This is a genomic window from Streptomyces sp. NPDC047917 (genome assembly GCF_043204345.1).
Classification (GTDB): domain Bacteria; phylum Actinomycetota; class Actinomycetes; order Streptomycetales; family Streptomycetaceae; genus Streptomyces; species Streptomyces sanglieri.
Map to the genome: position 1 here is coordinate 228,670 of NZ_JBIDCA010000009.1, position 23,422 is coordinate 252,091.

Consider the following 23,422-nt stretch of genomic DNA (forward strand, 5'->3'; position numbering starts at 1 on the left):
TCACTGGCATTGTTGGGAGAGTAGAGCAGCTCCGTACCAATGGGTAGGGGTGCGGCAGGGGAAAGTTACCGGCGGTACAACAAGCGGCCCGGGCCGCCGGCGGGGCCGGTAGGGTGCGGGGGTGGCCGAAGGACGCGAGCACCGCGAATACCGCATGGAGGAGCTGGCCAAGGAGGCCGGCATCCCGGTGCGGACCGTGCGCTTCTACCGTGAGCGCGGGCTGATCTCGCCGCCCCGCCGCGAGGGGCGCATCGCCTGGTACGACGACCACCACCTGGCCCGGCTGCGCACCATCACCGGCCTGCTGGAACGCGGCCACACCCTCACCGGCATCGCCGATCTCGCCCGCACCTTCGAGAGCGGCCGCGATGTCGCCGAGGTGCTGGGCCTGGGCGAGCCGACCGAGGAGACCCCGGTGCGCCTCACCCCCGAGCAGCTCGCGGACTACTTCGAGGGCGAGACCACCCCCGAGAATCTGGCCGCCGCCCTCGAACTGGGATATCTCGCCACCGACGGCGACGAGATCGTCCACATCAGCCGCCGCCTGCTGGAGGTGTCGTCCCAGCTGGTGCGCGAGGGAGTGCCGCTCGCCACCGTGCTGGCGGCCGGCCGCCGGGTCCGTGAGCACGCCGACGCGCTCGCCGAACTCTTCACCGGCGTCCTGGAGGGCCGGGGCGACGACGAGACCGAGCCGCCGCAGCTGCGGCCGCTGGCCCGCGCGGTGGTGGACGCCGAGCTGTCCATGGCACTGGACCGGCGGCTGCGCCGCGAAGGCGCCGGTGAACCGCCGCCGGACCCCGCACCCTGACGGGCGGTCACGCGAAGACCGCTGCCGGGCGGACTCTCTCGATCTCGATCGCACGCCGGGATACTTCCCGGCCCGGACCGCCCGGCACTCACCTCGTTCGCACGCTCTACTGTTCGAAGACCACCGTCACCGGCGCGTGGTCGCTCCACCGCTCACCGTGCGTCGCGGCCCGCTCGACCCAGCCCTTCACCGCGCGCCCGGCCAGTCCCGGCGTCGCCACCTGGTAGTCGATCCGCCAGCCGGTGTCGTTGTCGAAGGCCCGCCCCCGGTAGGACCACCACGAGTACGGCCCCTCCACGTCGGGGTGCAGCGCCCGTACGACATCGATGTACCCGGCCTCGTCGAAGACCCGGGTCAGCCACTCCCGCTCCTCGGGGAGGAAGCCGGAGTTCTTCTTGTTGCCCTTCCAGTTCCTGAGGTCCGCCTCCTGGTGGGCGATGTTCCAGTCGCCGCAGACCACCACCTCGCGGCCGTCGGCCGCGGCGCGCTTCCTCAGGCCCTTCAGATACGGGAGGAACGCGGCCATGAACCGCTCCTTCTCGTCCTGCTTCTCGGTCCCGACCTCGCCGGAGGGCAGATACAGGCTCGCGACCGTGACGCCCGGCAGGTCGACCTCCACGTACCGCCCGCTCGCGTCGAACTCCTCGCTCCCGGCGTCCCCGAACCCGCCGAACCCGATCTGCACGCGCTCCGGCGCACGCCGCAGATAGAGGGAGACCCCGGCCCGGCCCTTGGCGGCGGCCGGCGCGTGCACGGTGTGCCAGCCGACCGGCTCACGCACCTCTTCGGGCAGCTGCTGCGGCTCGGCCCGTACCTCCTGGAGGCAGATCACATCGGCTTCGGTCAGGGCCAGCCACTCGACGAAGCCCTTCTTGGCGGCGGCGCGGAGCCCGTTCACATTGACGGTGGTGACAGTCAGCATCCCGGCACGATACCGACATTCAACTCACGCATACATGTACCATAATCCGCATGATTATCCACCCTCGGTCCTTCGACCACCCCGATGCCGTCAGACTCAACGACCAGGTGCAGCTCGAATATGCCGAGCGGTACGGGGACGAGGGCGATGTCACACCGCTCGACCCCACGATGTTCGAGCCGCCGAACGGCCTGTACCTCCTCGCCTACGACGCCCGGGACCGCCCCGTCGCCACCGGCGGCTGGCGCACCCAGGACCGCAACGACGAGGGCTACTCGGACGGCGACGCCGAGCTCAAGCGGATGTTCGTGATACCCGAGGGCCGGGGCAACGGACTGGCCCGCCGCATCCTGGCCGCCCTGGAGGACGACGCGCGGGCGGCGGGCCGGGCCCGCATGGTGCTGGAGACCGGGGACCAGCAGCCCGAGGCGATCGCGCTGTACACGTCCAGCGGCTACGTCCCCTGCGAGAAGTTCGGCCACTACCGCACGTACGAGAGCAGCCTCTGCTTCGCCAAGCCGCTGCGGTAGCGGCCGTACGCCCGGGCCGTCAGGCGTCGGCGGCGTACCGCCAGAACGCCCGCATCGACGCGGGCGGGGTCGGTCCGGTCATCGCCAGCTGGGTCAGCAGAACGGAGACGGTGCCGGTGGCCGGTGTGAGGTGTCCCGCCGTTCCCGTGCCGCCCACCCAGCCGTAGCGCCCCAAAACGTTCCAGGGATCGACGGCCTCGACGTCCACCGACCCGCCGTACCCCCAGCCCTGGCCCTCCAGGAACAGCGCGCCGCTGTCCCGTTGCGCCCGGGTCAGATGATCGGTGGTCATCAGCCGCACCGAGTCCCGCGACAGCAGCCGGCGCACGCCGCCGCTCCCCCCTTCTCCCCCGGCGAGCAGCATCCGGGCGAAGGCGTACCAGTCGTCGGCGGTCGAGACCAGCCCGCCGGCACCGGACGGGAACGCGGGCATGCTGCTCCACTGCCCGCCCGGACCGTCGGCGATCCGGAGCCCGCCGCCCTCCGGATCGGCCCGGTAGAAACTGGTGAACCGGCCGGCCTTCGCCGCCGGCACGACGAATCCGGTGTCGGCCATGCCCAGCGGCCCGAACAGCCGCTCCGCCAGGAATTCGGGCAGCGACCGGTCCGAGACCCGGGCGATCAGCACCCCGAGGATGTCGGAGCAGGTGTTGTACAGCCACCCCTCCCCCGGCTGGTGGAGCAGCGGGACACGGGACAGCGCGTCCATCCACGCGTCCGGCGCCGGGACGAGCTGCGGCTCCAGCGACCCCTGCTTCAGCTCACTGAACAGCAGCCCGACCGCGGGCAGCGAGAAGTCCGACGGGAAGCCGTACCCGGCCCGGAAGGTGAGCAGGTCCTCCACCGTGATGACCCGCTCGGCCGGAACCACGTCGTCGACCGGGGAGGACGGCGTACGGACCACCACCGGTGCCGCCAGCTCCGGCAGCCACTGCCGGACCGGTTCGTTCAGCGCGATCCGGCCCTCCTCGACCAGCATCATGGCCGCGGCGGCGACGACGGGCTTGGTCATCGACGCGATGCGGAAGATCGAGTCCCGGCCCATCGGGACCGTGCCCCGCGCATCGGCCGATCCGACGGCCACCACCTCGACCCGGTCCCCCCGGGCCACCAGCCCCACGGCACCGGGCGCCGCCCCGTCGCCGACGTACTCGTTCAGGACATCGTTCAGTTCGGTCATCGCTCCACCTTCCCGTTCATGCTCCCGGAAAGAAGGACCGCCGCACCGCCCGGAACTCATCGGCCCGGAACTCGTCGGCCCGCGACTCGTGGGCCCGGGTTCAGCGCACCCGGCCGACGCCCACGTAGAAGCCGCTGCGCTCCTGCACGGGCGCGGGCTCCTCGCGGTACCACTGAGTGGCGAAGACCAGCCCGGGATCGACGAGTTCCAGCCCCTCGAAGAAGGGCTCCACCTCGCTCCGGGTGCGCATCCGCAGCGGGATCGCCCCCTTCTTGTACGTGGCCTCGGTCTCGTCCTTGAGCTCCGGGTGCTGGTCGGCCGTGCCGTGCGAGAGCACCAGGAAGCTGCCCGGCGGCAACGCGTCGACCAGGGTGCGGGTGATGCCGTACGGGTCCTCGTCGTCCGGCAGGAAGTGCAGCAGCGCGATCAGGGACAGGGCGACCGGCCGGTCGAAGTCCAGCAGTCCCCGGGCGTGCTCGACGATCGCCTCCGGCTGCCGCACATCCGCGTGGATGTAGTCGGTGGCCCCCTCCGGCCTGCTGATCAGCAGCGCCTCCGCGTGCCGCAGGACGATCGGGTCGTTGTCCGCGTAGACGATCCGGGCGGACGGCGTGATGTCCTGGACCACCTGGTGCAGATTGGGCTCGGTGGGGATGCCGGTACCGATGTCGAGGAACTGATCGACCCCGTTGCGCGCCAGCCAGGCGGAGGCCCGGTGCATGAAGGCCCGGTTCCGCGCCGCGTTGCCCCGCGCCTGAGCGGGCAGCCGCTCCGCCACCTGCTGATCGACCGGATAGTTGTCCTTGCCGCCCAGGAGCCAGTCGTAGACGCGCGCGGGATGGGGCTTACTGGTGTCGATCCGGAGCTCGGGCTTGTCGACCGTCACTGGGCGCTCCTCTCGGTACGGAGAAAACATGAGCGGGTAAGCGCTTCCAGCGTAGGCGACGCGCGCCCCGCCCCAACTTCCGGCCCCGGTGGCGCATTTCCGCGCGACGGACCACCGGGGCGCGGGGGCGCCCGCCGCCGGTGCCGCCGCCACGAGCCATTTGTTCGACATGAGTCGCGTACGCGACTCATGTCGAATAACATGCCCGCATGAGAGTCGAAGTCTGGGCGGATGTCGTCTGCCCCTGGGCCTACATCGGCAAGCGCCGCCTGGAGCGGGCGCTCGCCGACTCGCCGGAGATCCGGGCGGAGGTGGTCTGGCGCCCCTTCCGCATCGACCCCATGGCTCCCGAACGCGCGGTGCCGCTGTCCGAGGAGCTGCGCGACCCCGTGGTGGACGCCGCGCTGAGCCAGTGCGCTCCGGGGGTGTCGCCGGCCGAGAACCGTGTGCGGGTGTCACGCATCGCCGCGGAGGAGGGAATCGGCCCGCGGTGGGGTGCGGCCTGGCGGGCCGACAGCCATGCCGCTCACCGGCTCCTGGCGCTCGCCCTCGACTCCGCCGGCCCGCTCGTCCAGGGTGCCGTCGCGGAGGGCGTCATGCGGGCCCACTTCGTCGAGGGCCGGGACATCAGCGCCCATGAGGTGCTCGCCGACATCGCCCGGCAGGCCGGATTCCCGCAGGGCGGGACGCTGCTGAGCGAGGGCGCGGGTGACAGGACCGTCCGCGAGTCACTGCTCTCCGGGAAGGCCCGGGGCGTGAAGTCCTCGCCGACGCTCGTGATCGCGGGCCACTCCCTCACGGGGGCCCAACCGGCCGAGGCCATCGCCGAGTTCCTGCGCCACGGCGAAGGCAGGAAGGAGCGGGAGGTGCCCGCCGAGGTCGAACGCTTCCGCCAGGCGGAGGCCCTCCTCGACCTCGGCGACCCGCTGGGCTGTCTCACCCTGCTGGCGCCGCTGCTGGAGGAGCAGGGGGAGGACCGCGGCGTCCGGCTGCTGGCCGGACGCGCCTACTTCCGCTCCGCCCAGCTGAACAGGGCCGAGACCGTTCTGGAGCGGCTGGTGGCCGAGTCGCCGGACGACTCCTACGCCCGTCTGCTGCTGGGGCGCACGCTGGAGCGCCGGGGCAGGGACGCCGAGGCGGCCGTGCACCTGCGCGTCGCCGCGGCCATGACCCCCGCCTACGAGCGCTGACACCGGTGCGGGAGGGGGCGGGCCGGGCGGCCGGCCCCCTCCCGCGCGGCGGGGTCAGCCGAGCCGCTCGATGATGGTGACGTTCGCCTGACCGCCCCCCTCGCACATCGTCTGCAGGCCGTACCGGCCGCCGGTGCGCTCCAGCTGGTGCAGCAGTGTCGTCATGAGCCGGGCGCCGGTCGCGCCCAACGGGTGCCCCAGGGCGATGGCGCCGCCGCACGGATTGACCCGCTCCGGAGCGATGTCCACGTCCCGCAGCCATGCGAGGACGACCGGCGCGAAGGCCTCGTTGATCTCCACCGCGTCGATGTCGCCGGTCGTCAGACCGGCCCGCTCCAGCGCCTTGCGCGTGCCGGGAATGGGGGCGCTCAGCATCATGATGGGGTCGTCGCCGACCACGGTCATCTGATGGATCCGGGCCCGCGGCGTGAGGCCGTGCTCCCGGACGGCCGCCTCCGAGGCGATCAGCAGGGCGGCCGAGCCGTCCGCGATCTGCGACGAGGTGGCGGCCGTCAGCCTCCCTGTCGGCGACAGCGTCTTCAGCTTCGCCATGGACTCCGGGGTCGTGTCACGGCGCGGCCCCTCGTCCATGAGGAGAGAGGTCTCGTCGTCCTCGTACGGGGCGATCTCGCGGTCGAACCAGCCGCTGTCGATCGCGGTCACCGCCTTGCGGTGGCTGTCCAGGGCGAAACGCTCCATGTCGGCACGGTCGATCCCCCAGTGACGGGCCATCTTCTCCGCGGCGTGGAACTGGGTGACGGGCTCGTTCCCGTAGCGCTTGCGCCACCCGCGCGAGCCCGAGTACGGGTCGGGCATACCGAAGTCCTTGCCGACGATGGCAGCGGCGGTCAGCGGGATCTGCGACATGTTCTGCACACCGCCGGCCACCACGAGTCCGGACTGCCCGCTCATGACCGCGTGGGCCGCGAAGTGCACGGCCTGCTGGGAGGAACCGCACTGCCGGTCGATGGTGACCCCGGGAACGGACTCCGGGAGTCCGGCGGCCAGCCAGCCGGTGCGCGCGATGTCGCCCGACTGCGAACCGATCTGGTCCAGGCAGCCGAGGTACACGTCGTCGACCGCGGCCGGGTCCACGCCGGTTCGGTCCATCAGGGCCGAGAGGGAATGGGCGGCCAGATCGGCGGAGTGGACCCCGGCCAGCGCGCCGCCGCGGCGACCCACCGGAGAGCGGACCGCGTCGATGATGTACGCCTCGTTCGTTGTACGCATTTCCATGCTCCTCGGTGGGGCCGACGGGGAAGGCCGCACTGTGCGACTCCCGTAAAGTAAGCGACACGTGTTGCTTTAGCGTCACGGGTCGTGGAAAACTGGGCTCATGCAGAACACGTCGAACACACGTGGCGCCTCGCGGGACCCCCGCGCCCGGCGCACCAGAGCGCAGCTGCGCCGAGCCGTCCTGGACCTGTCGACGGAGCGTGACCTGGACACGGTCACGATGGCCGACATCGCGGAGCGGGCCGAGGTCAACCGGGCAACGGTGTACCTCCACTACAAGGACCGGGAGGACCTGCTCCTCGACGCGACCGACAGCACCATGAGCGGGATCGTCGATGCCGTACGCGCCTGCCGGCTGACCGCGGCAGCGGGCCTGCCCACCGGGGAGTCGGACCCCGCCCCCGGGCACCTCGTCAAGCTGTTCACCCATGTCGACCGGCACCGGGCCCTGTACGGACGCATGCTGGGCGAGGACGGCAGCCCGCGCTTCATCGCACGTCTGCAGCGCCGGCTCGCCCAGGCCTGGTACGAGCAGCTCACCGCCACCGACACGGAGAATCCGGCCGAGGGCGATCTGCTGGCCCGCGCCCATTACGTGAGCGGCGGACTGGTCGCCCTCATTTCCCGGTGGGCGCAGGGCGAGTTCGACACCGACAAGGACTCCGCCGACGCCGCCGTACAACGTCTCTCGCACCTGACGTGGTCCATGATCCAAGGGCGGGCATGACGTCGCCGCACTTCCACGTATGCGCAGGGCACCCCCTCCCCGCCCCTGTCCAATCCGAACAGATTGCGAATGGAAGATGCTGGACGAGCTGCAGAACCGGCCGGAGGAACAGACCTCGCCGCCCCGAATATCCGTACTCGTCGCGCTGGAGAGCGAGCTGGTCCGGTGCGGCGTCTTCAACATGCTGCGGGACCTCCCCTCGGTCGCCCGGGTGTGGTCGTGCAGTGGCCCCATCGCCGCGCGTGAGCTGATGGGTGAGCGGCGGCCCGGGATCGTGATGTGCCAGGGCTCCAGCCCACTGGCGCCGGCGCTCGTGAAGGACGCCGAGGAGCACGGCGCACGCATCCTGCTGCTGCTGGAGGATCTCCGGCTGGAAGCCATCGACGAAGCGGTCATGCTGTCCGCGCACGGATTTCTCATGCAGTCGGAACTCACCGCGTCGAGCCTTGAGCAGGCCATCGCCAAACTGGAGGGCGGTGACATGCCCCTGCCGACGGGAATGGCCCGCAGTCTGATGGCCCGGGTACGCGGGCCGGTCTCATCCGGTTCGGTGCGCAAGGCCTCGCTCACCCCCCGCGAGCAGCAGGTCCTCGCGCTCCTGGCGCAGGGCTTCAGCAACAAGCAGATCGCCCGACGTATCGGCATCTCGGAACACGGCGCCAAACGGCACGTCACCAACCTGCTGGCCAAGCTCAACTCCCCGAACCGCACGCTCGCGGTGGCCCTCGCCCTCCAGGAAGGGCTCGTCTGACCCGTCCGGCGCGGCGACGGCCACCGCGGCGACGTGCGACGGGTCCACCGGCAGTGCCGCGGTGCGCCACGGGCGTACGCCGTACTCCCGTCCCCGTGCGTCCGGCGCCAGCCAGCTCCCCGGACCGGGCCCCGGCCGCACGCGTGAGAGCCCTCCCATCAGGCCCGTCCCCGCGGCCTTCAGCACGGCCTCCTTGCACGTCCAGCACTTCAGCAGCGTGGAATCCCGGCACTCGCCGGGCGTGGCCCGCCAACGGGCGAGGCCGGCCGGTCCGAATACCCTCCCGGCCAGTGCGTCCCTCCCGGTCAGCGGTCTGACGCGCTCGATGTCGACCCCGACCGGGCCGGCGGAACAAGCCGCCAGGACGCCTCCCGCGGTGTGGGAGAGACTGACGTGCAGCTGTGGTGCCCCGTCCACCCGGGGCTGCCCCATGGCGTTCCGGCCGAGCGGGACGTCCCGGAGCGCGAGGCCGCCCGGACCGCCCGGATGCTCCACCACGGCCAGGCGCAGCAGCGCGTGCGCGGTGACGTACGAGGCCCTCAGCGGCTCCGGCAGCCGGGCGTGGCGGGTCAGCTCCTCCTCCGACAGAAGAGTCAGCAGTGCGGCCCGGTCCTGCCGCCCCGCCGACGGGCGGGCGTACCAGATGTGCGCGGAGCCGTGCCTAGATCGGGCCAAGGCGCACCGCCCCGTCGAGCCGTACGACTTCGCCGTTGAACATCGGGTTCTCGACGACGTGCGACACGAGTGACGCGAACTCCTCGGGCCGTCCCAGGCGCACCGGATGGGGGGTCTGCCGGGTGAGTGCCTCGCGGGCCGGGCGCGAGAGCCCCTCGACCATGGGTGTTTCGAACAGCCCCGGCGCGATGGTGACCACGCGGATCGCGTGCCGGGCGAGGTCGCGGGCCAGCGGCAGGGTCATCCCCGCCACCGCCGCCTTGGACGCGGTATAGGCGACCTGCCCCTCCTGGCCCTCGTACGCCGCGATCGAAGACGTGCACACCACCACGCCGCGGTCCCCGTCCACCGGTTCGTTCCGCGCCATGGCCAGGGCACCGAGCCGGACCGTGTCGAAGGTCCCCAGCAGGTTCACGCGGACCACCTGCTCGAAGGTCTCCATGGGCAGCGGGCCGTCCCGGCCGACCGTGCGGCCGGGCAGTGCCACACCCGCACAGCACACCACCGCTCCGAGGCGCCCCAGCGACACGGCCCTGCCGACCGCGCCGGCCACGTCCTCGGTACGGGTGACGTCCCCCGGTACGAAGACCGCGGCATCGCCGAGGTCCGCCAGAACCTTCTCCGCCCGCTCGGCCGACCGCCCCAGGAAGACCACCCGGGCCCCGCAGGCGGCGAGCCGCCGGACCGTGGCAAGTCCAAGACCGGAGGTTCCCCCGGTGACCAGCGCGACGTTTCCCTCGATGTCCATGCCGCTCCCTCTCAGTGCCCGGTCCAGACCGGTGTCCGGCGTTCCGCGAAAGCCCGAAGGCCCTCCCCGGCGTCGCGGGACGCCAGGAGGGCGGCACTCCACTCGTCGTTCTCGGCCCAGAGCTCGGACTCGGGGCAGCCTGTCGCGGCCAGCCGCACCAGCCGCTTGCCGGCCCGGACCGACAGGGGGGCGTTCGCCGCGATCCGCTCCGCGAGGACGAGCGCGGTCGCCAGCGCTTCACCCGCCGGGACGAGCCGGTTGATCAGGTGCCATTCCCTCGCCGTACCGGCCGGAACGGACTCCCCGGTCAGCGCGGCCTCCATCGCCGCCCGAACGGGGATCTGCCGCGGCAGCCTGACGAGCCCTCCCGCTCCGGCGAGCAGGCCCCGGGTCACCTCCGGCAGACCGAACCGCGCCTCGGCACCGGCGACGACCAGATCGCAGGAGAGCACGATCTCCGTACCGCCGCCCAGTGCGGCACCCTCCACCGCCGCGACGAGGGGCTTGCGCAGCGGGTGACGGGTGATCCCGGCGAAGCCCCACTCCGGGTGCTCCGGATCGTGCACCGGTTCCCCGGCCGCCAATGCCTTGAGATCGGCTCCGGCGCAGAAGGCCGGGCCCGCTCCGGCGAGCACGCCCACCCTCAGCTCCGGGTCGGCGTCGAGAAGTTCGAGGGCGCGGCCGAGCCGTGCCGCGAGCGCGGAGTCGACCGCGTTGCGTGCGGCCGGGCGGTTGAGGGTCAGCACGGCAACGGGTCCGCGCCGCTCGACGAGCAGGACGGGGTCGGTCATCGCCGCCCCCCGTACACGGCGTCACGGCGTTCGGTGAAGGCGGAGACACCCTCCAGCGCGTCGGGCGTCGCGGCCACGGCGCTGAGGGTCCTGGACTCGTCCTCCAGCTGGTCGCCCAGGGTCCGGGCGAAGGCGGTCCGCAGCAGCCGGTTGGTCTCGTCGAACGCCACGGTGGGGCCGGCGGCGAGCCGGGTGGCGACCTCCCACGCCCGTTCCCGCAGTCGTCCGCGGGGCACCGTCTCGCTGGACAGCCCCCAGCGCTCGGCCTCTTCGGCGTCCACGACATGGCCCAGAAGCGTCATGCGCTGGGCCCGGCGCAGTCCGACCAGCCGGGGCAGCAGATGGCTGGTCGACGCGTCGGGGGTGAGCCCGATGGCGCCGTAGGCCGCCCGGTACGTCGACCCCTCTTCGGTCAGCAGGACATCGGCGAGGCAGGCCAGTCCCAGGCCGGCTCCCGCGACGTGTCCACGGGCCGCCACCACCAGCGGAGCCGGCATGGCGGCCAGCCGGACGATCGCCGCGTGCAGGTAACTCGTCACCTGCATCAGGTGGTTGGGGAGGTCTGGCTGTGCCCGGAAGGACTTCAGGTCGCCCCCGACGCAGAAGTGGTCGCCCGCCCCGTCCAGCAGGACACAGCGGCCGGTGGCCGTCCGCTCGTCCACGCAGACCTCCAGCAGCTCCTGTGCGATCCGCAGATCGATGGCGTTGCGGTGCTCCGGGCGACGCAGCGTCACATGCGTGATGCCGTGGTCCCATTCGACGTCGAGCCTGGTGAAGGCGCGCTCGCGCGGCTCGTTCATGGGCGGTCGCTCCCCGCCGGGTCCGGCCCGGCGTACGCGTGGAAGCCGCGGCCCGTCTTGCGCCCGTGGTGGCCGGCGGCGACGAGTTCACCGAGCAGGGCGGGGACCTCGTACAACGGGTTGCCCGTGGTGTCGTGCAGGCCCTTGGCCACGGAGTGGAAGACGTCCAGTCCGCTCAGATCGACCGAGGCGAGTGGCCCCATGGGATGGCCGAACCCCAGCCGGCAGGCCAGATCGATGTCGGCCGCGCTGCAGGTGTCGTCCTCCACCATGCGGATCGCCTCCAGTATGAGAACCGAGAGCAGCCGGGTGGTGACGAAGCCAGGGGTGTCGTGGTGGACGACGATCGTCTGCTTGCCGATCTCCTCGGCGAAGGCGCACACCGCCTCCACGGTCCGGTCCGACGTCGCCGGCCCCCGCACGATCTCGCACAGCCGCATGACCGGTACCGGCGCGAAGAAGTGCGTCCCGACCACACGCTCGGGACGGCGGGTGACCGCGGCGATCTCGCCGATGCGCAGCTGCGAGGTGTTGGTGGCCAGCACCTGCGCCTCGGCGCACATTCCGTCCAGCTCGGCGAACAGACGTCGCTTCAGACCGAGTTCCTCGGCCACGGACTCGATGACCACGGCGGCCGGGGAGCACGCGTCGAGCTCGGTGGTGAGCGTGACGCGTCCGAGCACCCGGTCGGTGTCGAAGGCCTCCGGGGTCGCGCTCTCCCTGCGGGCGAGCCGCCGCAGGGAGGCGTCCATCGTGGCCATGGACCGGTCGAGCGTGGCGCGGGTGCGGCTGTAGAGGACGACTTCTCGGCCCGCGGCCGCCGCCACCTGGGCGATACCGGCCCCCATGGTGCCCGCCCCGATGACGGCCACCGGGCCGGGCGGGGCCGCGGTAGCGGGAACGGCGCTCATGCGGCAGGCCCGAAGTCCTCTTCGGCGGCCCAGCGGATGACCGTGCCCCCGTGGCTCATGCCCGCGCCGAACGAGACGATGACGACGTTGCTGCCGGCCTTGATCCGGCCGCTGTCCAGCGCCTCCCGCAGCACGAGCGGGACGCCCGCGCCCGAGGTGTTTCCGTACTTCTGGACGTTGGTCATCGTGCGGTCGACCGGCAGACCCAGACGTTCCATCAGCACATGGATGAGGCGGTAGTTGGCCTGGTGGAAGACGATCAGGTCGATGTCCTCCAGGGCGAGATGGTTGGTCTTGACGAGCTCCTCGACGAAGCCCGGCACCCGGTCCAGCGCGAAGTCCCGTACGCCGCGGCCGTGCATGTGGGCGAAGTTGTCGCCGAAGGCCGACTGCTTGGGACTGCCGTCCGGCCAGGTGCGCTTCTCCCGCTTCACATACGCGGTGGTGTAGCCCGTGGGGTCGCTGCGCAGCAGGGTCGTGCCCACGCCGGCACCGGTCGTGGCCGGCTCCAGCAGATAGCAGGCGGCGCCGTCCCCGAAGATGACGCCGACCGTGCGGTCCTCCGGGTCGAAGATCTTCGTGTTGACGTCGGCCAGGACGACGGCGACGCGTCGATAGGCGCCGGACGCCACATACTTGGCGCCGACGTCCAGGGCGAAGGTGCCGCCGGGGCAACCGCCGCTGTTGACGTCGAATCCCGGCACGCCCCGGATTCCGAGCTTGCCCATGATGGCCACGGCCGTGGCGGGGATGTGGTGATCGGGCGTGTAGGTGCCGCAGATGACCAGGTCGACCGATTCCGGATCGACTCCCGCCCGTCGGCAGGCGTCGAGGAGTGCCGCGGCGCCCAGGTCCGAGGTCCACTCCTCGGGCGCGGACCAACGGCGCGTCTTCACGCCGATGAACTCCTGGATCCAGGCGTCGGTGGTGTCGAGCGACTGCTCCAGCTCGGCGTTGGTCACCACGCGCTCCGGCAGGTAGCCGCCGATGGCTCGGATCCCTACGCCGCGGCGGGTGCTGTCTGCAATGTCTTCCATCGGGCGATGCTCCTTGTGGCGAGTCGCTGGGCGGTACGTGACGGGGAGGGGGACGTTCCGGGAGGCGGGGCGGGGACCGTACGGGCCGGTGGGCCCGTACGGGCACGACCGTCCGCTCGGTTCGCGAGCGGACGAAGGGCCAGGCCGGCGGGGCGCCAGGGTTGCGATCGGTCCGGCCGTCTCCCGACGATCAGGAGTCTCGCCGCGGGCGGGACGCACGGGAACGGCCATTCCGCGTGCCTCATCACCACCGCCCCGACAGGGGTGGCGCGGGTGTCCGTTCGGGCAGTCCGGCCGGCGCCGTCACCGGACCACTCGTGCCGCCCGGAACGGGCCGGGTGGTTGAGGATGGCCCGTCGCGGCCGGCCTGCCTAGGGTCCTGTCCGCTGGATGCCTCGTGTTCGAGGCCGTCTCTCCAGCCCCACGGAATTGGCCCGTGCACGAATCGAGCTCTCGCTGGGCCGCCCCCACTGTCGTGGCCGGCCGGCGGGGCATACAACCGCTGCGGCCGCCGCCCTTGTTCACCGGGGTCGAGGGCCGGCGGGGAAGCGAGCAGACATGCAAGAGACCATCGAGCGCGGTGCCGTCGCGTCCGGCACCGGCATCTCCACGAGCGGGCTGCGTGTTCCCGTCGGGATCACGGGCACCGGTGCGCACGTACCTGGCCGGGTCGTGACCAATGAGGAACTGGTCGGGACGCTGGACACCACGGACGAGTGGATCCGGACCAGGACCGGGATCCGGGAGCGGCGGTGGCTGGAGGCCGGACGGACGACGTCCGACATGTGTGTCGACGCCGCGCTTCAGGCCCTCGCGGACAGCGGGATCGCCGCCTCGGACCTCGACGCGGTGATCGTGGCCACCTTCACCTTCGACCAGCCGTTGCCGTCCACCGCCCTGATCGTCAAGGAGGCGCTGGGAGCGGACCGCGCCTTCCCGCTCGACCTCAATCAAGCGGCCTGCGCCGGGGGCGCCTACGGCATGCTGGTCGCCTCCCACCTCCTGCAGAACGACCACATGCGCCACGTTCTGGTGATCGGTGCCGAGTGCCTGTCCCGTGTCACCGATCCCGCCGACCGCTCGACCCGCGTCTTCTTCGGAGACGCGGCGGGTGCCGTGGTGATGGGGCGTACGACGCCCGGGTACGGCCTGCTCGCCTGGGACATGGACGCCTCCCTGTCCCATGCGGTGGAGATCGCGGCGGGCGGGACGAGTCTCCCCACCACGCCCGAGACCGCTGCCGACGGCGGGCAGTACCTGCGCATGGACGGCCGGACCGTCTGGGTCGAGGCGACGAAGCGTCTCCCCGGGAGCATCCGCACGACGCTGGAACGCGCCGGGCTCCAGCCGCAGGACATCCAGCACTACGTACTGCACCAGGCGAACCTGAACATCGTCCACGAGGTGATGGACCAACTCGGCGTGGAACGCTCCAGGGCCGGGATCACGGTGGACCGCTACGGCAACACGGGGGCCGCCACCGTCTTCACGGTGCTCCACCAGGCCCGCCTGCGGGGGGAGATCGCGGCCGGGGACCTGATGCTGGTCTCGGGCATCGGCGCGGGCTTCGTCTGGGGCACGCTGTGCCTGCGCGCGGGGTGAGCCGGTGTACGCCGTTGTGGCCGAGCGGTCGGTGCCGGACGCCCCGCTGGAAGGGCTGCGCACCGGGCCCTGGCCGGAGCCGGAGCGTCCGGAGGGCTGGGCCGTCGTGTCCGTCCGCGCCGCGGCGCTGAACCACCACGACCTGTGGACGCTGCGGGGTGTCGCCCTGGTCCCCGGGCAGTTGCCGGTGGTACTGGGCAGTGACGCCGCGGGCGTGGACGAGGACGGCAACGAGGTCATCGTCTACCCCGTGATCGGCGACCCGCTGGCCGGAGGCGGGGACGAGACGCTCGACCCCGGCTCGCAGTTCCTGTCCGTGGAGCAGCCGGGGACCCTGGCCGAGCGGGTCGCGGTGCCCCGCCGGTGCCTGATCCCCAAGCCGCCCGAGCTCAGCTTCGCCGAGGCCGCGTGCCTGCCCGGGGCGTGGCTGACCGCGTACCGGATGCTGTTCGAGAAGTCCGGGGCGGAGCCGGGCTCCACGGTGTTGGTGCAGGGCGCGAGCGGAGGCGTGGGCACCGCGCTGGTGAGCCTGGGCCACGCCGCCGGCTATCGCGTCTGGGCGGTCAGCCGCAGCGCGGACAAGAGGCGCAGGCTCGCGGAGCTCGGCGCGGAGGTGGTCGTCGCCCCCGGCGAACGGCTTCCGCACAAGGCCGACGCCGTGCTGGACACGGTCGGCGAGGCGACCTGGCCGCATTCGCTCAAGGCGCTGCGCAGGGGCGGCCGGCTGGTGGTCTCGGGCGCGACGTCGGGCGGCTCCCCGGCGGCCGACCTGGGCCGCATCTTCGCCAATCAGCTGTCCGTGGTGGGTACGACCATGGGCACGGCGGCTCAGCTGGCCCGGCTGGCGTCCTTCTGTGTGCGCACCGGAGTGCGCCCGGTCATCGACCGGGTCCTGCCGCTGGCCCGGGCCGGCCAGGGGCTGGCGGCGATCGAGTCGGGCGAGGTGTTCGGAAAGGTCGTCTGCCTGGTGTGAGTCTCCGTACCCGACATGGGCCCCGGACGGTGTGCGTACCGTCCGGGGCCCATGTCGTCGCGGAGATGAGGAAGTGACCGCTCCGGTCCCGCTGTTCACGGGACCGGAGCGGTCGGCACGGCCTTTCGCGACGGTCGTGGATCTCAGTGACCGGCGGAGGCCGCTTCGCGCCCGGCGACGGGGGATTGGTTCGCGGGGGCGAAGGCGGGGGGCTTACGGGGAAGCAGAAGGACCGGGACGAACGTCACCGCGGTGAAGGCGACCACCCACCAGAAGGACTCGTTGAAGGCGTCGTTGAGCGAAGCGCCCTGTCCCCGGCCGGCGAGGGCCTGCTGCAGCACGGTCGCGACGACGGCGGTGCCGATCGAGCCACCGAGACGCTGGAAGATGTTCATCGCGCTCGAAGCACGCGGCATCGCCGCCGGGGGCAGCGAACGGTAGGCGGCGGCCAGGCTCGGCAGGGTGACCACTCCGACCCCGATGCCGCGCACCGTCATCGCGGCGGCCAGCAGCAGCCAGCCGGAACCGCTGTCCAGCATCACGAACGGGACGGTGCCGAGCAGTGTGAGGACCACGCCCACCAGTGCGAGCGACCCGGGACTCAGCCGGTCGGTCGCCCGGCCGGCGACGACCATCGCGATGACGTAGCCGACACCCTGCGGAGCCAGCATCAGGCCGGCCTTCAGGACGCTGTCGCCGCGGTCCAGCTGGAAGTAGAGCGGCAGCAGGAACATCGCGCCGAAGACGGCCGCGTTCAGGGTGAACTGCGTGATGACGGCGGCGGAGTAGCCGCGGTCGGCGAACAGCCGCAGATCGATCAGCGGTACGTGACGGGTGCGCAGGGCGTGTGCGGCGAAGCCCGCGATGAGGACGGCACCGGTCGCGGTCCACGGCAGGCTCCCGCTGCCGGTGAAGCCCTCGGTGCCGCTCTGGGCCATGCCGTAGAGCAGGAAGGCCAGACCGGGAGAGAGCATCAGCATGCCGGCCACGTCGAGTCGCGGGCGCCCGGTCGGCCGGTCGGCCGGGAGTTTCATCCAGGCGAGAACGATGGCCGCCAGGCCGATGGGGATGTTGACGAAGAAGATCCATCGCCAGCTCAGCTGGTCGACGAAGACGCCGCCGATGACCGGGCCGATGACCGGCGCGAGCATCGCCGGCACGGAGACCACGGCCATGACACGGCCCATGCGCGCAGGTCCGGCGGCACGGGCCAGCATGGCCTGGGCCATGGGCATCACCATGCCGCCACCGAGCCCCTGGATCACCCGGAAGACGACCAGGCTCTCGATGGACCAGGCGATGCCGGAGAGCACCGAGCCGACCAGGAACAGCGCCTGTGCCGTCAGCCACATCCGCCGCGCGCCGAATCGCTCCATGGCCCAGCCCGAGAGCGGCACCACGAGGGAGAGAGCCAGGAGGTACCCGGTGATCGTCCACTGGATCGTGCCGAGTGACGCGTCGAACTCGTGGGACAGCGCGTCGATCGACACATTGACGATGGTTCCGTCGAGCAGCGTGGTCACGGCGCCCAGGACGAGAACACCGCACAGCCACCAGAGCCCGGAGTCGATCTGATCGGGCTGTGCCGCTCCGGACGGCTTCGGGGTGCGTGGGGGCATGGCTGGATTTCCCTTCCGGATGGGGGTGGAGTCAGAGCGCGCACAGTCACAAAACTTAGACTGGTCCGTCTATTTCTGAATGTTAGACTGGGGCGTCCAGAAGTCAAGTCGGCAAGTGAGAGGGGCGGTGCCGATGGCAGGCAGCGAGCGGACGGAGACACCGGTCCCGGCGGAGGCGCAGAGCCCGCGTCGGCGCCGACAGCACGGCGGCCGGGACCGCAGGGCGCAGATCCTGGAGGCGGCCGCCCGCGTCTTCCTGCGCGACGGATTCGCCCGGGGCAGCGTCGACACGATCGCGGCCGAGGCCAACGTGGCGAAGCAGACGCTCTACAACCACTTCGGCGACCGGGACACCCTGATCGGCTGCGTCGTGGAGCTCGCCATGGATCCCATGGCCGCGCAGTTCCAGACCGTGATGGAGGAGACCATCGCGGCGCACGGAGGCACCGACCTCCGGGCGCAGTTCGTCGACTTCGGCCGTCGCTGGGTGCGCCTGATGCTCTGCGACGAGACGGCCGCCCTGCGCTGGCGGGTACTGGCCGACGCTCCGCTGGAGGAGTCGCTGCACAACGCCCTGCGCGGCATCGACCAGGAGGCGAGCATCCGGGACGTCGCCGCCCGGCTCACGGTCCTCCACGAGGGCGGGCACCTCTCGGTGGACGATGCCGACGCAGCGGCCCGGCAGCTGCGCGCCCTGTTGATCGGTGAGGCCCAACTGGCCTCGATGCTGGGCCAGGTGGACCTGGACGATGCCACGATCGACGCGATCGTCGAGCGCGGCATCAGCATGTTCATCCGGGCCTACGGAAGGACGTGACCGGGCGGCGGGACCGCGGCGGGACGGGGCCGTGGGCAGCTGCCCACGGCCCCGTCCGAATGCCGCCCCGGCCGGCTCAGGCCGGCTCGGGCCGCTCCGGCACCGTCAGCTGAGGAACGTCGACGCCCGAGTCGGAGAAGGCCCGTTTGACGGCGTTCAACGCCTGCGGGACGAACTCGCCGCGGCGGGACATCACCCAGTCCCGCGAGGAGTCGAGGCTCCTCAGCGAACCGTTGAACCGGGGGGCCACGAAGCGCGCGAGCAGTTCGAAGCTCCGCTTGGTGTTCTCCCGGGACGCCCAGTCCGCGCCGGTGACGAGCAGCTTGCCGAAGCCGCCACTGGACTCGTAGAGCCGCTCGATGCCCTCCGACACCTCGTCCGGCGACCCGACGATGGCGGCTCCCGACTCGACCAGGAACTCGATCTCGCGGCCGGGCTCGACGCCGAGCGAGTCGACCGGGAAGCCCACGATGTCGCCGAAATAGCCCCGCATCCAGGCAGCCGATCCGACCCTCAGGTCCTCCAGCGCCTGCTTCCGGGACTCGGCGACGTACACATTGACCACCAGCCGCCAGTTCTCCCGGCTGACGCTCCGCCCACTCGCCGCCGCCGCCTCCTCCGCGTACTCCCACTGCCGCCGCAGGTCGGGCGGCGAGCCGCCCGGCCGGGGCGAGGCGAAGGACAGCGTGCTCAGCCCGTGACGGCCTGCCAGCTGCATGCTCAGGGGTGAGGTGGCACTGGAGATCGCCACTTCGATCCCCTCCCGGCGGTAGGGCCGGTGCTGCAGATGCGCGTCCTGCAGGACGAACCAGTCCGTCTTGCGGTTCACCGGGCCTCGGCCCTCAAGGAGTTCGAGCACCGCCTCCAGCGCCTCACCGTTCATACGGCGCTGCTCCCCCGGCTCGATCCCCAGCATGTGGGCGTCCCCGGGCGACGAACCGGCGCCCACGCCGAGGATGACGCGGCCGCGTGTCATGTGGTCGAGCTGCACGATGCGGGAGGCAACCATGTACGGGTGGTGGTAGGGCAGGCTCGTCACCCCGGTGCCCAGACGGATGTGCTTCGTCCGCTCGGCGGCCGCCGCGAGGAAGACCTCGGGCGAGCCGATGGTTCCCCACCCACCGGTGTGATGCTCACCGACCCATGCCTCGTCCAGACCGAGCTGGTCCAGCCACTCCACCAGTTCCATGTCCCGCCACATCAGCAGCGAGGGATCCTCGCCGGGCGGATGCAGGGGCGAGATGAAGGCTCCGAAGCCGATGTACGGCCTGGTCATTGGCGTATCTCCTCACGGTTGTGCGCTGTGGTGCCTGCGCCGGGAGTCGCCGTGAGCAGCCGGTCTCCGATCAACCGCTGCCAGATGCGCACAGCGCGCTCGGCCAGCTGCGGATGGCCGGCGAGGACCCTGTCCACGGCGCGACGGCAGGCCTCCGGGGTCTCGATCCTGCTGCTGTGCTCCACGCCGCCCACGGCCTCGATGAACAAGTCGTTGACGAGCAGGACCTTGCCCTCGGCGGTCACGCGGGAACACATCAAGGTGCGCGGGATGGGCGAGTCACGTGCCGGATTCAGGTACAGGTCGACGATCGTGTCGAAGTGCTGCTCGCCGCGCGGTTCGAGCGTGAACCGGTGGACGGGCGTCCACCGGCCGCTCGCGCCCCGGCGCCTGGCGACGAACTCGGTGCCCTCCCGGAGCACTTGGAAGTCCCAGCCCCGCTCGTGACTCACCGTGCCGTCGATCCGGATCGGGTCGACCGCGGTGAGCTGGGAATAGGCGACGTCCACCAGCCAGTCGGCGTCGTCGAGCCGGACCAGCAGCACCATGTGGTCGGCGGACTCGGTGTACGCCCGTTCCTGCGGCAGCCACGGCCGTGCGGCCAGGGGCGTGACGTCGTATCCGAGACGGCTCAGCAGCGTGGCGAAGAGGTTGTTCACCTCCATGCAGGCCCCGCCCTGGTGTCGCCGCACCACCTTCTCGAAGACGCCCTCGGGATCGATGGCCGGGGTGATCCCGTCGGGGCCGTCCAGCAACTCGAAGGGAACGCTGCGGACATGGGCCCAGCACAGGGAGCGCAGCGTCTCGGACGTCGGGGTAAGAGGACCGTCGTAGCCGATACGGGCGAGATAGGCGTTCAGGTCGATGTCCGCCACGGGTCAGGACCTCGTTCCGGCCGGCCGGCCGGCGTGCGCGAGTGCCGTGCGCAGTTCCGGCTGGCCGAGCGCGAGCGGGGCGAACTCCGGCAGATGCTGCCCGTCACCGCGGTCCCGCTGCCGCGGCCCGCTCGTCGCCGCGGTGGCGAGCGCCTCCAGATGGGCCTCCTGCATGTCCTGGAACCCCGAGACGTACGGTCGTCGCACCTCCTCGAACCGGTGCAGCGCGCCGGCGTCCTTGCCGCTCAGCGCCTCGTCGCAGGCCTGAGCGAGGCAGGCGGCATCCTGGAGCGAGAGGTTCAGCCCCTGGCCGCCGTACACGTGCACGCCGTGCGCGGCATCACCGACGAGCAGGACATTGCCGTCGACCCAGCGCTCCGGCCGCACGATGTGGTGGGCGAACTCCCGGAACTGGGAGCGGTCGTGCGTGTGGTCGCGGATCCAGCCGGCGGCGTCGGGGATCCCGGCGGCGAACCGCTCGACGAGGTCGGGCAGCGGGCCGTTCACCGCCCGCTCGGCGATCTCCGGAGCGGTGATCCACACGAACAGGAGCTGGTCGTCGGCGATGGGAGTACCCAGCATGTATCCGTCGGCCGTGAAGTAGGCACGCATCGTGGTGCCCCAGAACTCCGGCATGGGTACGCGCAGTTCGAGATAGCCGTGCGTGTAGGTCCGGGTCCGCGCGGTGATTCCGGCCATGCCGCGGACCGCCGAGTGCTTGCCGTCGCAGCCGACCACGAGCGCCGGTCGCAGCGTGCGGACACCGGCCTCGGTCTCCACCCGCACGGAGCGGACGCCCGGCTCCTCGTCCGCGCGCGCGGGCAGTCCGTGGACCGTCGCGTCGTAGACGATCTCGACCCCGGGGGTGGCACGCACCGCCTCGGTGAGCACGTCGCGCAGCTGAAGGATCGACACCGGCAGCGCGTGGTCGACGGGGGCCCCTGGCAGGTCGCCGTAGGAGTGGGCGGCCACCGCGGCCGCGCCCGCGACGACCTCGCCGCGGGTGACGGGTGTGGTGCCCTCGGCGAGGTCCGGGAGCAGGCCCAGATCGTCGAGGACCCCCAGCGTGACCGGCTGGAGGATGGGGCAGATGCCGTTGCCGGGTCCGGGCCGGGGCCGGGGCGCGCGTTCCAGGAGCAGCACGCTCCGGCCGCGACGGCCGAGGAGCAGCCCCAGCAGCAGACCGGCGGGTCCGGCGCCGACGATGACGACGTCCGGGTCGGCGCCGGCCGGAGCCGGCAGGGTGCGGGCCGCGAGGCCCCTGTCTGTATCAGGCATGGATGGTCTCCACCTCTTGCGGCTGGTCGAAAGCCGTGAGCGATAGGGGGTCGAGGAGCCTGGGGTGGCCCCCCCGGTAGTAGAGGAGGGGCCTGGCCTCGGCCGGCCCCTGGTGCACCGCGGTGACCCGGCCCAGGTAGAGGGTGTGGTCGCCGCCCGGGTACTCGGCTTCGACGGTGCACTCGAACGCCGCGAGCGCCCCGGCGGCCAGAGCGCTCCCGCCCGGACCCCGCCATGAGCCCAGCCGTTCGAACGCCTCGGCGCCCCGGGGCCGGTCCGGTCTGGCGAAGAGCGCGGACAGTTCCTCCTGGGCCTCCGAGAGAACGCTCACGGAGAAGGAGCAACCGATGCCCAGTCGACCGCTCAGCCGCCCGGCGGTGCGAATGCTGACCAGGAGCATCAAGGGATCGATGGAGACCGAGGTCATCGCGTTGGCCGTCATCGCATCGGTGGAGTCGTCGGTCCCGCAGGCGATCACGGTGACGCCGGTGCAGAACCGTCCCATGGCCCGACGGAAGTCGACAGGCGCGGGCCGGACGGTCTCCTGGTGAATGGCCGAACTCATGTGCCGCCACCTTCCTGTCAGTCGTAATCCCCCATCCTTCGGAAATCGGAGTCGGGCGCCAGCGCCGTTGGTGCGGACAGTCGGGTAAACAGTCTGCATGCCATAAAAGGGTGGCCATAATGCCTGCCCGACGGTTTTTGGGAACCTGCCCGAAGGTGCACGTCGAGGGTGCCCGTTCAGAGCGCCCGGACGGCCTCTCAAAAACGACGCCCTCCGCCTGGCCAGGCTCTTTCGTCGCACAGAAGAGGGGGAAGTGATTCCTTGACCGGAATCCTCAGGCCCTCGTAGGTTCCTTTCCGACCGCAGCGAATTCATGGCGGTTATCACTGCCGAACGGAAGATTTCTTCTTCCATGAAGGGCGGCCATGTAATGTCTCGACCCCTTTCCTCAGGAAAGGAAGTCCGCTTGAGCCGGCTCTCCCGCAGAGCCGACCGGCGCTATCTCTTCGTTCCGATGGACCACTCCGTCTCCGACGGTCCTGTCGCCGACGCCGAGGACTTCGACGGCCTCATGGCCGCCCTCGTGAGCGGCGGCGCCGACGCGGTGATCGTCCACAAGGGCCGGGTCGGCAGCATCGACCCCGCCCACCTGCGCGAGTGCGCGCTGATCGTGCATCTCAGTGCCGGCACCTCCCACGCGGCCGACCAGAACGCGAAGGTACTGGTGGGCAGTGTGGAGGAGGCGGTACGGCTGGGCGCCGACGCCGTCAGCGTCCACGTCAACGTCGGCTCCGACACGGAGAACCAGCAGCTCGCCGATCTCGGCCGGGTGGCCGCGGAATGCCAGCGGTGGAGCATGCCGCTGCTGGCGATGATCTATCCGCGCGGGCCGCGCATCAGCGACTCGCACGACCCGCGGCTGCTGGCCCATGTGGTGAACATCGCCGTCGACCTGGGCGCCGACCTGATCAAGACCTCGGCGGCCGTGCCGATGAGCGCCATGGCCGATGTGGTGGCCAGTTGCCCGGTCCCCATCCTGGTGGCCGGCGGCCCGCAGTCCGCCGAGGACCTCACGACGTATGCCCGTTCGGCACTCGACGCGGGCTGCAGCGGCCTCGCGGTCGGCCGGCGGGTGTTCACCAGCCGGGATCCCGAGCACCTCGTACGGGAACTTGCCCGCATCGTCCACGCCCCGCACCCGAACACCGAACTGCCCGTTTCCGTGGCCGAGTTGTACGACGCGGTCCGCTCCGCCTGACCGACCGACGCCCGTCCCGCACCAACC

General features: G+C 71.5%; 23 protein-coding genes and 1 pseudogene. 9 read left to right on the plus strand and 15 right to left on the minus strand.

Annotation, left to right across the window (positions count from 1 at the left end):
• The first annotated feature begins 154 nt into the window (after positions 1-154).
• Positions 155-808, plus strand: a complete 654-nt coding sequence (locus ACGF8B_RS23035) for a MerR family transcriptional regulator (RefSeq protein WP_392742024.1) — start codon at positions 155-157, stop codon at positions 806-808.
• 106 nt (positions 809-914) lie between these two features.
• Here the strand turns inward: ACGF8B_RS23035 and ACGF8B_RS23040 are convergent, their stop codons facing one another.
• Entirely contained in the window at positions 915-1,730 is an 816-nt protein-coding gene (locus tag ACGF8B_RS23040; protein WP_392741500.1) for an exodeoxyribonuclease III, read from the minus strand.
• 50 nt (positions 1,731-1,780) lie between these two features.
• On the opposite strand from ACGF8B_RS23040, the gene ACGF8B_RS23045 reads away from it, so the two are divergent.
• Entirely contained in the window at positions 1,781-2,260 is a 480-nt protein-coding gene (locus tag ACGF8B_RS23045) for a GNAT family N-acetyltransferase (protein WP_392741503.1), read from the plus strand.
• Between the two features lie 19 nt (positions 2,261-2,279).
• Here the strand turns inward: ACGF8B_RS23045 and ACGF8B_RS23050 are convergent, their stop codons facing one another.
• Both ACGF8B_RS23050 and ACGF8B_RS23055 read right to left on the minus strand, forming a co-directional pair.
• Positions 2,280-3,440 carry a serine hydrolase domain-containing protein gene (locus ACGF8B_RS23050; protein ID WP_392741506.1) on the minus strand — a complete coding sequence of 387 codons (1,161 nt, stop codon included), beginning with the start codon at positions 3,438-3,440 and terminating at the stop codon, positions 2,280-2,282.
• Positions 3,441-3,540: 100 nt separating this feature from the next.
• Entirely contained in the window at positions 3,541-4,326 is a 786-nt protein-coding gene (locus ACGF8B_RS23055) for an SAM-dependent methyltransferase (protein ID WP_392741508.1), read from the minus strand.
• A gap of 209 nt (positions 4,327-4,535) precedes the next feature.
• On the opposite strand from ACGF8B_RS23055, the gene ACGF8B_RS23060 reads away from it, so the two are divergent.
• The gene (locus ACGF8B_RS23060) at positions 4,536-5,516 is read left to right on the plus strand and encodes a DsbA family protein (protein WP_392741511.1); all 981 of its coding nucleotides are present in this window, start codon (positions 4,536-4,538) and stop codon (positions 5,514-5,516) included.
• Between the two features lie 54 nt (positions 5,517-5,570).
• Here ACGF8B_RS23060 and ACGF8B_RS23065 read toward each other — a convergent pair whose 3' ends face one another.
• Positions 5,571-6,746 carry an acetyl-CoA C-acetyltransferase gene (locus tag ACGF8B_RS23065; RefSeq protein WP_392741514.1) on the minus strand — a complete coding sequence of 392 codons (1,176 nt, stop codon included), beginning with the start codon at positions 6,744-6,746 and terminating at the stop codon, positions 5,571-5,573.
• Between the two features lie 106 nt (positions 6,747-6,852).
• Between ACGF8B_RS23065 and ACGF8B_RS23070 the strand changes: the two genes are divergently transcribed.
• Both ACGF8B_RS23070 and ACGF8B_RS23075 read left to right on the plus strand, forming a co-directional pair.
• Positions 6,853-7,479: a TetR/AcrR family transcriptional regulator gene (locus tag ACGF8B_RS23070; RefSeq protein WP_392741517.1), complete on the plus strand. Its 627-nt coding sequence runs from the start codon at positions 6,853-6,855 to the stop codon at positions 7,477-7,479.
• A gap of 76 nt (positions 7,480-7,555) precedes the next feature.
• Positions 7,556-8,230 (plus strand): response regulator transcription factor, encoded by a 675-nt coding sequence (locus tag ACGF8B_RS23075; protein ID WP_392741520.1) that lies wholly within the window; start codon positions 7,556-7,558, stop codon positions 8,228-8,230.
• A gap of 147 nt (positions 8,231-8,377) precedes the next feature.
• On the opposite strand, the pseudogene ACGF8B_RS23080 reads toward ACGF8B_RS23075, so the two are convergent.
• From ACGF8B_RS23080 to ACGF8B_RS23105, 6 genes and pseudogenes are all read right to left on the minus strand, one after another.
• A pseudogene (locus tag ACGF8B_RS23080) lies at positions 8,378-8,662 on the minus strand (4'-phosphopantetheinyl transferase family protein); the annotation flags it as partial.
• Positions 8,663-8,891: 229 nt separating this feature from the next.
• Entirely contained in the window at positions 8,892-9,653 is a 762-nt protein-coding gene (locus ACGF8B_RS23085) for an SDR family NAD(P)-dependent oxidoreductase (RefSeq protein WP_392741523.1), read from the minus strand.
• Positions 9,654-9,664: 11 nt separating this feature from the next.
• Complete coding sequence (locus ACGF8B_RS23090; protein WP_392741526.1) at positions 9,665-10,444, minus strand: crotonase/enoyl-CoA hydratase family protein; 780 nt, start codon at positions 10,442-10,444, stop codon at positions 9,665-9,667.
• Positions 10,441-11,244, minus strand: a complete 804-nt coding sequence (locus ACGF8B_RS23095) for an enoyl-CoA hydratase/isomerase family protein (RefSeq protein ID WP_392741529.1) — start codon at positions 11,242-11,244, stop codon at positions 10,441-10,443. The genes ACGF8B_RS23090 and ACGF8B_RS23095 overlap by 4 nt, the downstream gene beginning before the upstream one ends.
• Positions 11,241-12,155, minus strand: coding sequence for a 3-hydroxyacyl-CoA dehydrogenase family protein (locus ACGF8B_RS23100; RefSeq protein WP_392741532.1), 915 nt, complete (start codon positions 12,153-12,155; stop codon positions 11,241-11,243). Before ACGF8B_RS23100 ends, ACGF8B_RS23095 begins: the two co-directional genes overlap by 4 nt.
• The gene (locus ACGF8B_RS23105; RefSeq protein WP_392741535.1) at positions 12,152-13,192 is read right to left on the minus strand and encodes a 3-oxoacyl-ACP synthase III family protein; all 1,041 of its coding nucleotides are present in this window, start codon (positions 13,190-13,192) and stop codon (positions 12,152-12,154) included. Before ACGF8B_RS23105 ends, ACGF8B_RS23100 begins: the two co-directional genes overlap by 4 nt.
• A 558-nt stretch (positions 13,193-13,750) precedes the next feature.
• On the opposite strand from ACGF8B_RS23105, the gene ACGF8B_RS23110 reads away from it, so the two are divergent.
• Positions 13,751-14,794 carry a 3-oxoacyl-ACP synthase III family protein gene (locus ACGF8B_RS23110; RefSeq protein WP_392741537.1) on the plus strand — a complete coding sequence of 348 codons (1,044 nt, stop codon included), beginning with the start codon at positions 13,751-13,753 and terminating at the stop codon, positions 14,792-14,794.
• 4 nt (positions 14,795-14,798) lie between these two features.
• Positions 14,799-15,767 carry a zinc-binding dehydrogenase gene (locus tag ACGF8B_RS23115; protein WP_392741540.1) on the plus strand — a complete coding sequence of 323 codons (969 nt, stop codon included), beginning with the start codon at positions 14,799-14,801 and terminating at the stop codon, positions 15,765-15,767.
• 143 nt (positions 15,768-15,910) lie between these two features.
• Here ACGF8B_RS23115 and ACGF8B_RS23120 read toward each other — a convergent pair whose 3' ends face one another.
• The gene (locus ACGF8B_RS23120; RefSeq protein WP_392741543.1) at positions 15,911-17,386 is read right to left on the minus strand and encodes a DHA2 family efflux MFS transporter permease subunit; all 1,476 of its coding nucleotides are present in this window, start codon (positions 17,384-17,386) and stop codon (positions 15,911-15,913) included.
• A 133-nt stretch (positions 17,387-17,519) separates the two neighbouring features.
• On the opposite strand from ACGF8B_RS23120, the gene ACGF8B_RS23125 reads away from it, so the two are divergent.
• Entirely contained in the window at positions 17,520-18,203 is a 684-nt protein-coding gene (locus tag ACGF8B_RS23125; RefSeq protein ID WP_317860556.1) for a TetR/AcrR family transcriptional regulator, read from the plus strand.
• A 76-nt stretch (positions 18,204-18,279) separates the two neighbouring features.
• On the opposite strand, the gene ACGF8B_RS23130 is transcribed toward ACGF8B_RS23125, so the two are convergent.
• From ACGF8B_RS23130 to ACGF8B_RS23145, 4 genes are read right to left on the minus strand one after another with little or no spacing between them, the layout of a single operon-like run.
• Positions 18,280-19,479: an LLM class flavin-dependent oxidoreductase gene (locus ACGF8B_RS23130; protein ID WP_392741546.1), complete on the minus strand. Its 1,200-nt coding sequence runs from the start codon at positions 19,477-19,479 to the stop codon at positions 18,280-18,282.
• A complete protein-coding gene (locus tag ACGF8B_RS23135) occupies positions 19,476-20,354 on the minus strand; it encodes an arylamine N-acetyltransferase (RefSeq protein WP_392741549.1) in 879 nt (292 codons plus the stop codon). The genes ACGF8B_RS23130 and ACGF8B_RS23135 overlap by 4 nt, the downstream gene beginning before the upstream one ends.
• A 3-nt stretch (positions 20,355-20,357) precedes the next feature.
• Positions 20,358-21,632, minus strand: coding sequence for an FAD-dependent monooxygenase (locus ACGF8B_RS23140; RefSeq protein ID WP_392741552.1), 1,275 nt, complete (start codon positions 21,630-21,632; stop codon positions 20,358-20,360).
• Positions 21,625-22,197, minus strand: a complete 573-nt coding sequence (locus ACGF8B_RS23145; protein ID WP_392741554.1) for a flavin reductase family protein — start codon at positions 22,195-22,197, stop codon at positions 21,625-21,627. The genes ACGF8B_RS23140 and ACGF8B_RS23145 overlap by 8 nt, the downstream gene beginning before the upstream one ends.
• A gap of 370 nt (positions 22,198-22,567) precedes the next feature.
• Between ACGF8B_RS23145 and ACGF8B_RS23150 the strand changes: the two genes are divergently transcribed.
• On the plus strand, positions 22,568-23,395 hold the full coding sequence (locus ACGF8B_RS23150) for a 2-amino-3,7-dideoxy-D-threo-hept-6-ulosonate synthase (protein WP_392741560.1): 828 nt from the start codon (positions 22,568-22,570) through the stop codon (positions 23,393-23,395).
• Positions 23,396-23,422 lie beyond the last annotated feature (27 nt).

Coding starts and splice junctions, on each gene's coding strand:
- ACGF8B_RS23145 (WP_392741554.1), bottom strand. CDS start 22,197: ATGAGTTCGGCCATTCACCAGGAGACCGTCCGGCCCGCGCCTGTCGAC.
- ACGF8B_RS23090 (WP_392741526.1), bottom strand. CDS start 10,444: ATGACCGACCCCGTCCTGCTCGTCGAGCGGCGCGGACCCGTTGCCGTG.
- ACGF8B_RS23045 (WP_392741503.1), top strand. CDS start 1,781: ATGATTATCCACCCTCGGTCCTTCGACCACCCCGATGCCGTCAGACTC.
- ACGF8B_RS23040 (WP_392741500.1), bottom strand. CDS start 1,730: ATGCTGACTGTCACCACCGTCAATGTGAACGGGCTCCGCGCCGCCGCC.
- ACGF8B_RS23095 (WP_392741529.1), bottom strand. CDS start 11,244: ATGAACGAGCCGCGCGAGCGCGCCTTCACCAGGCTCGACGTCGAATGG.
- ACGF8B_RS23120 (WP_392741543.1), bottom strand. CDS start 17,386: ATGCCCCCACGCACCCCGAAGCCGTCCGGAGCGGCACAGCCCGATCAG.
- ACGF8B_RS23100 (WP_392741532.1), bottom strand. CDS start 12,155: ATGAGCGCCGTTCCCGCTACCGCGGCCCCGCCCGGCCCGGTGGCCGTC.
- ACGF8B_RS23130 (WP_392741546.1), bottom strand. CDS start 19,479: ATGACCAGGCCGTACATCGGCTTCGGAGCCTTCATCTCGCCCCTGCAT.
- ACGF8B_RS23065 (WP_392741514.1), bottom strand. CDS start 6,746: ATGCGTACAACGAACGAGGCGTACATCATCGACGCGGTCCGCTCTCCG.
- ACGF8B_RS23085 (WP_392741523.1), bottom strand. CDS start 9,653: ATGGACATCGAGGGAAACGTCGCGCTGGTCACCGGGGGAACCTCCGGT.
- ACGF8B_RS23110 (WP_392741537.1), top strand. CDS start 13,751: ATGCAAGAGACCATCGAGCGCGGTGCCGTCGCGTCCGGCACCGGCATC.
- ACGF8B_RS23075 (WP_392741520.1), top strand. CDS start 7,556: ATGCTGGACGAGCTGCAGAACCGGCCGGAGGAACAGACCTCGCCGCCC.
- ACGF8B_RS23150 (WP_392741560.1), top strand. CDS start 22,568: ATGTCTCGACCCCTTTCCTCAGGAAAGGAAGTCCGCTTGAGCCGGCTC.
- ACGF8B_RS23070 (WP_392741517.1), top strand. CDS start 6,853: ATGCAGAACACGTCGAACACACGTGGCGCCTCGCGGGACCCCCGCGCC.
- ACGF8B_RS23035 (WP_392742024.1), top strand. CDS start 155: ATGGAGGAGCTGGCCAAGGAGGCCGGCATCCCGGTGCGGACCGTGCGC.
- ACGF8B_RS23050 (WP_392741506.1), bottom strand. CDS start 3,440: ATGACCGAACTGAACGATGTCCTGAACGAGTACGTCGGCGACGGGGCG.
- ACGF8B_RS23140 (WP_392741552.1), bottom strand. CDS start 21,632: ATGCCTGATACAGACAGGGGCCTCGCGGCCCGCACCCTGCCGGCTCCG.
- ACGF8B_RS23060 (WP_392741511.1), top strand. CDS start 4,536: ATGAGAGTCGAAGTCTGGGCGGATGTCGTCTGCCCCTGGGCCTACATC.
- ACGF8B_RS23105 (WP_392741535.1), bottom strand. CDS start 13,192: ATGGAAGACATTGCAGACAGCACCCGCCGCGGCGTAGGGATCCGAGCC.
- ACGF8B_RS23125 (WP_317860556.1), top strand. CDS start 17,520: ATGGCAGGCAGCGAGCGGACGGAGACACCGGTCCCGGCGGAGGCGCAG.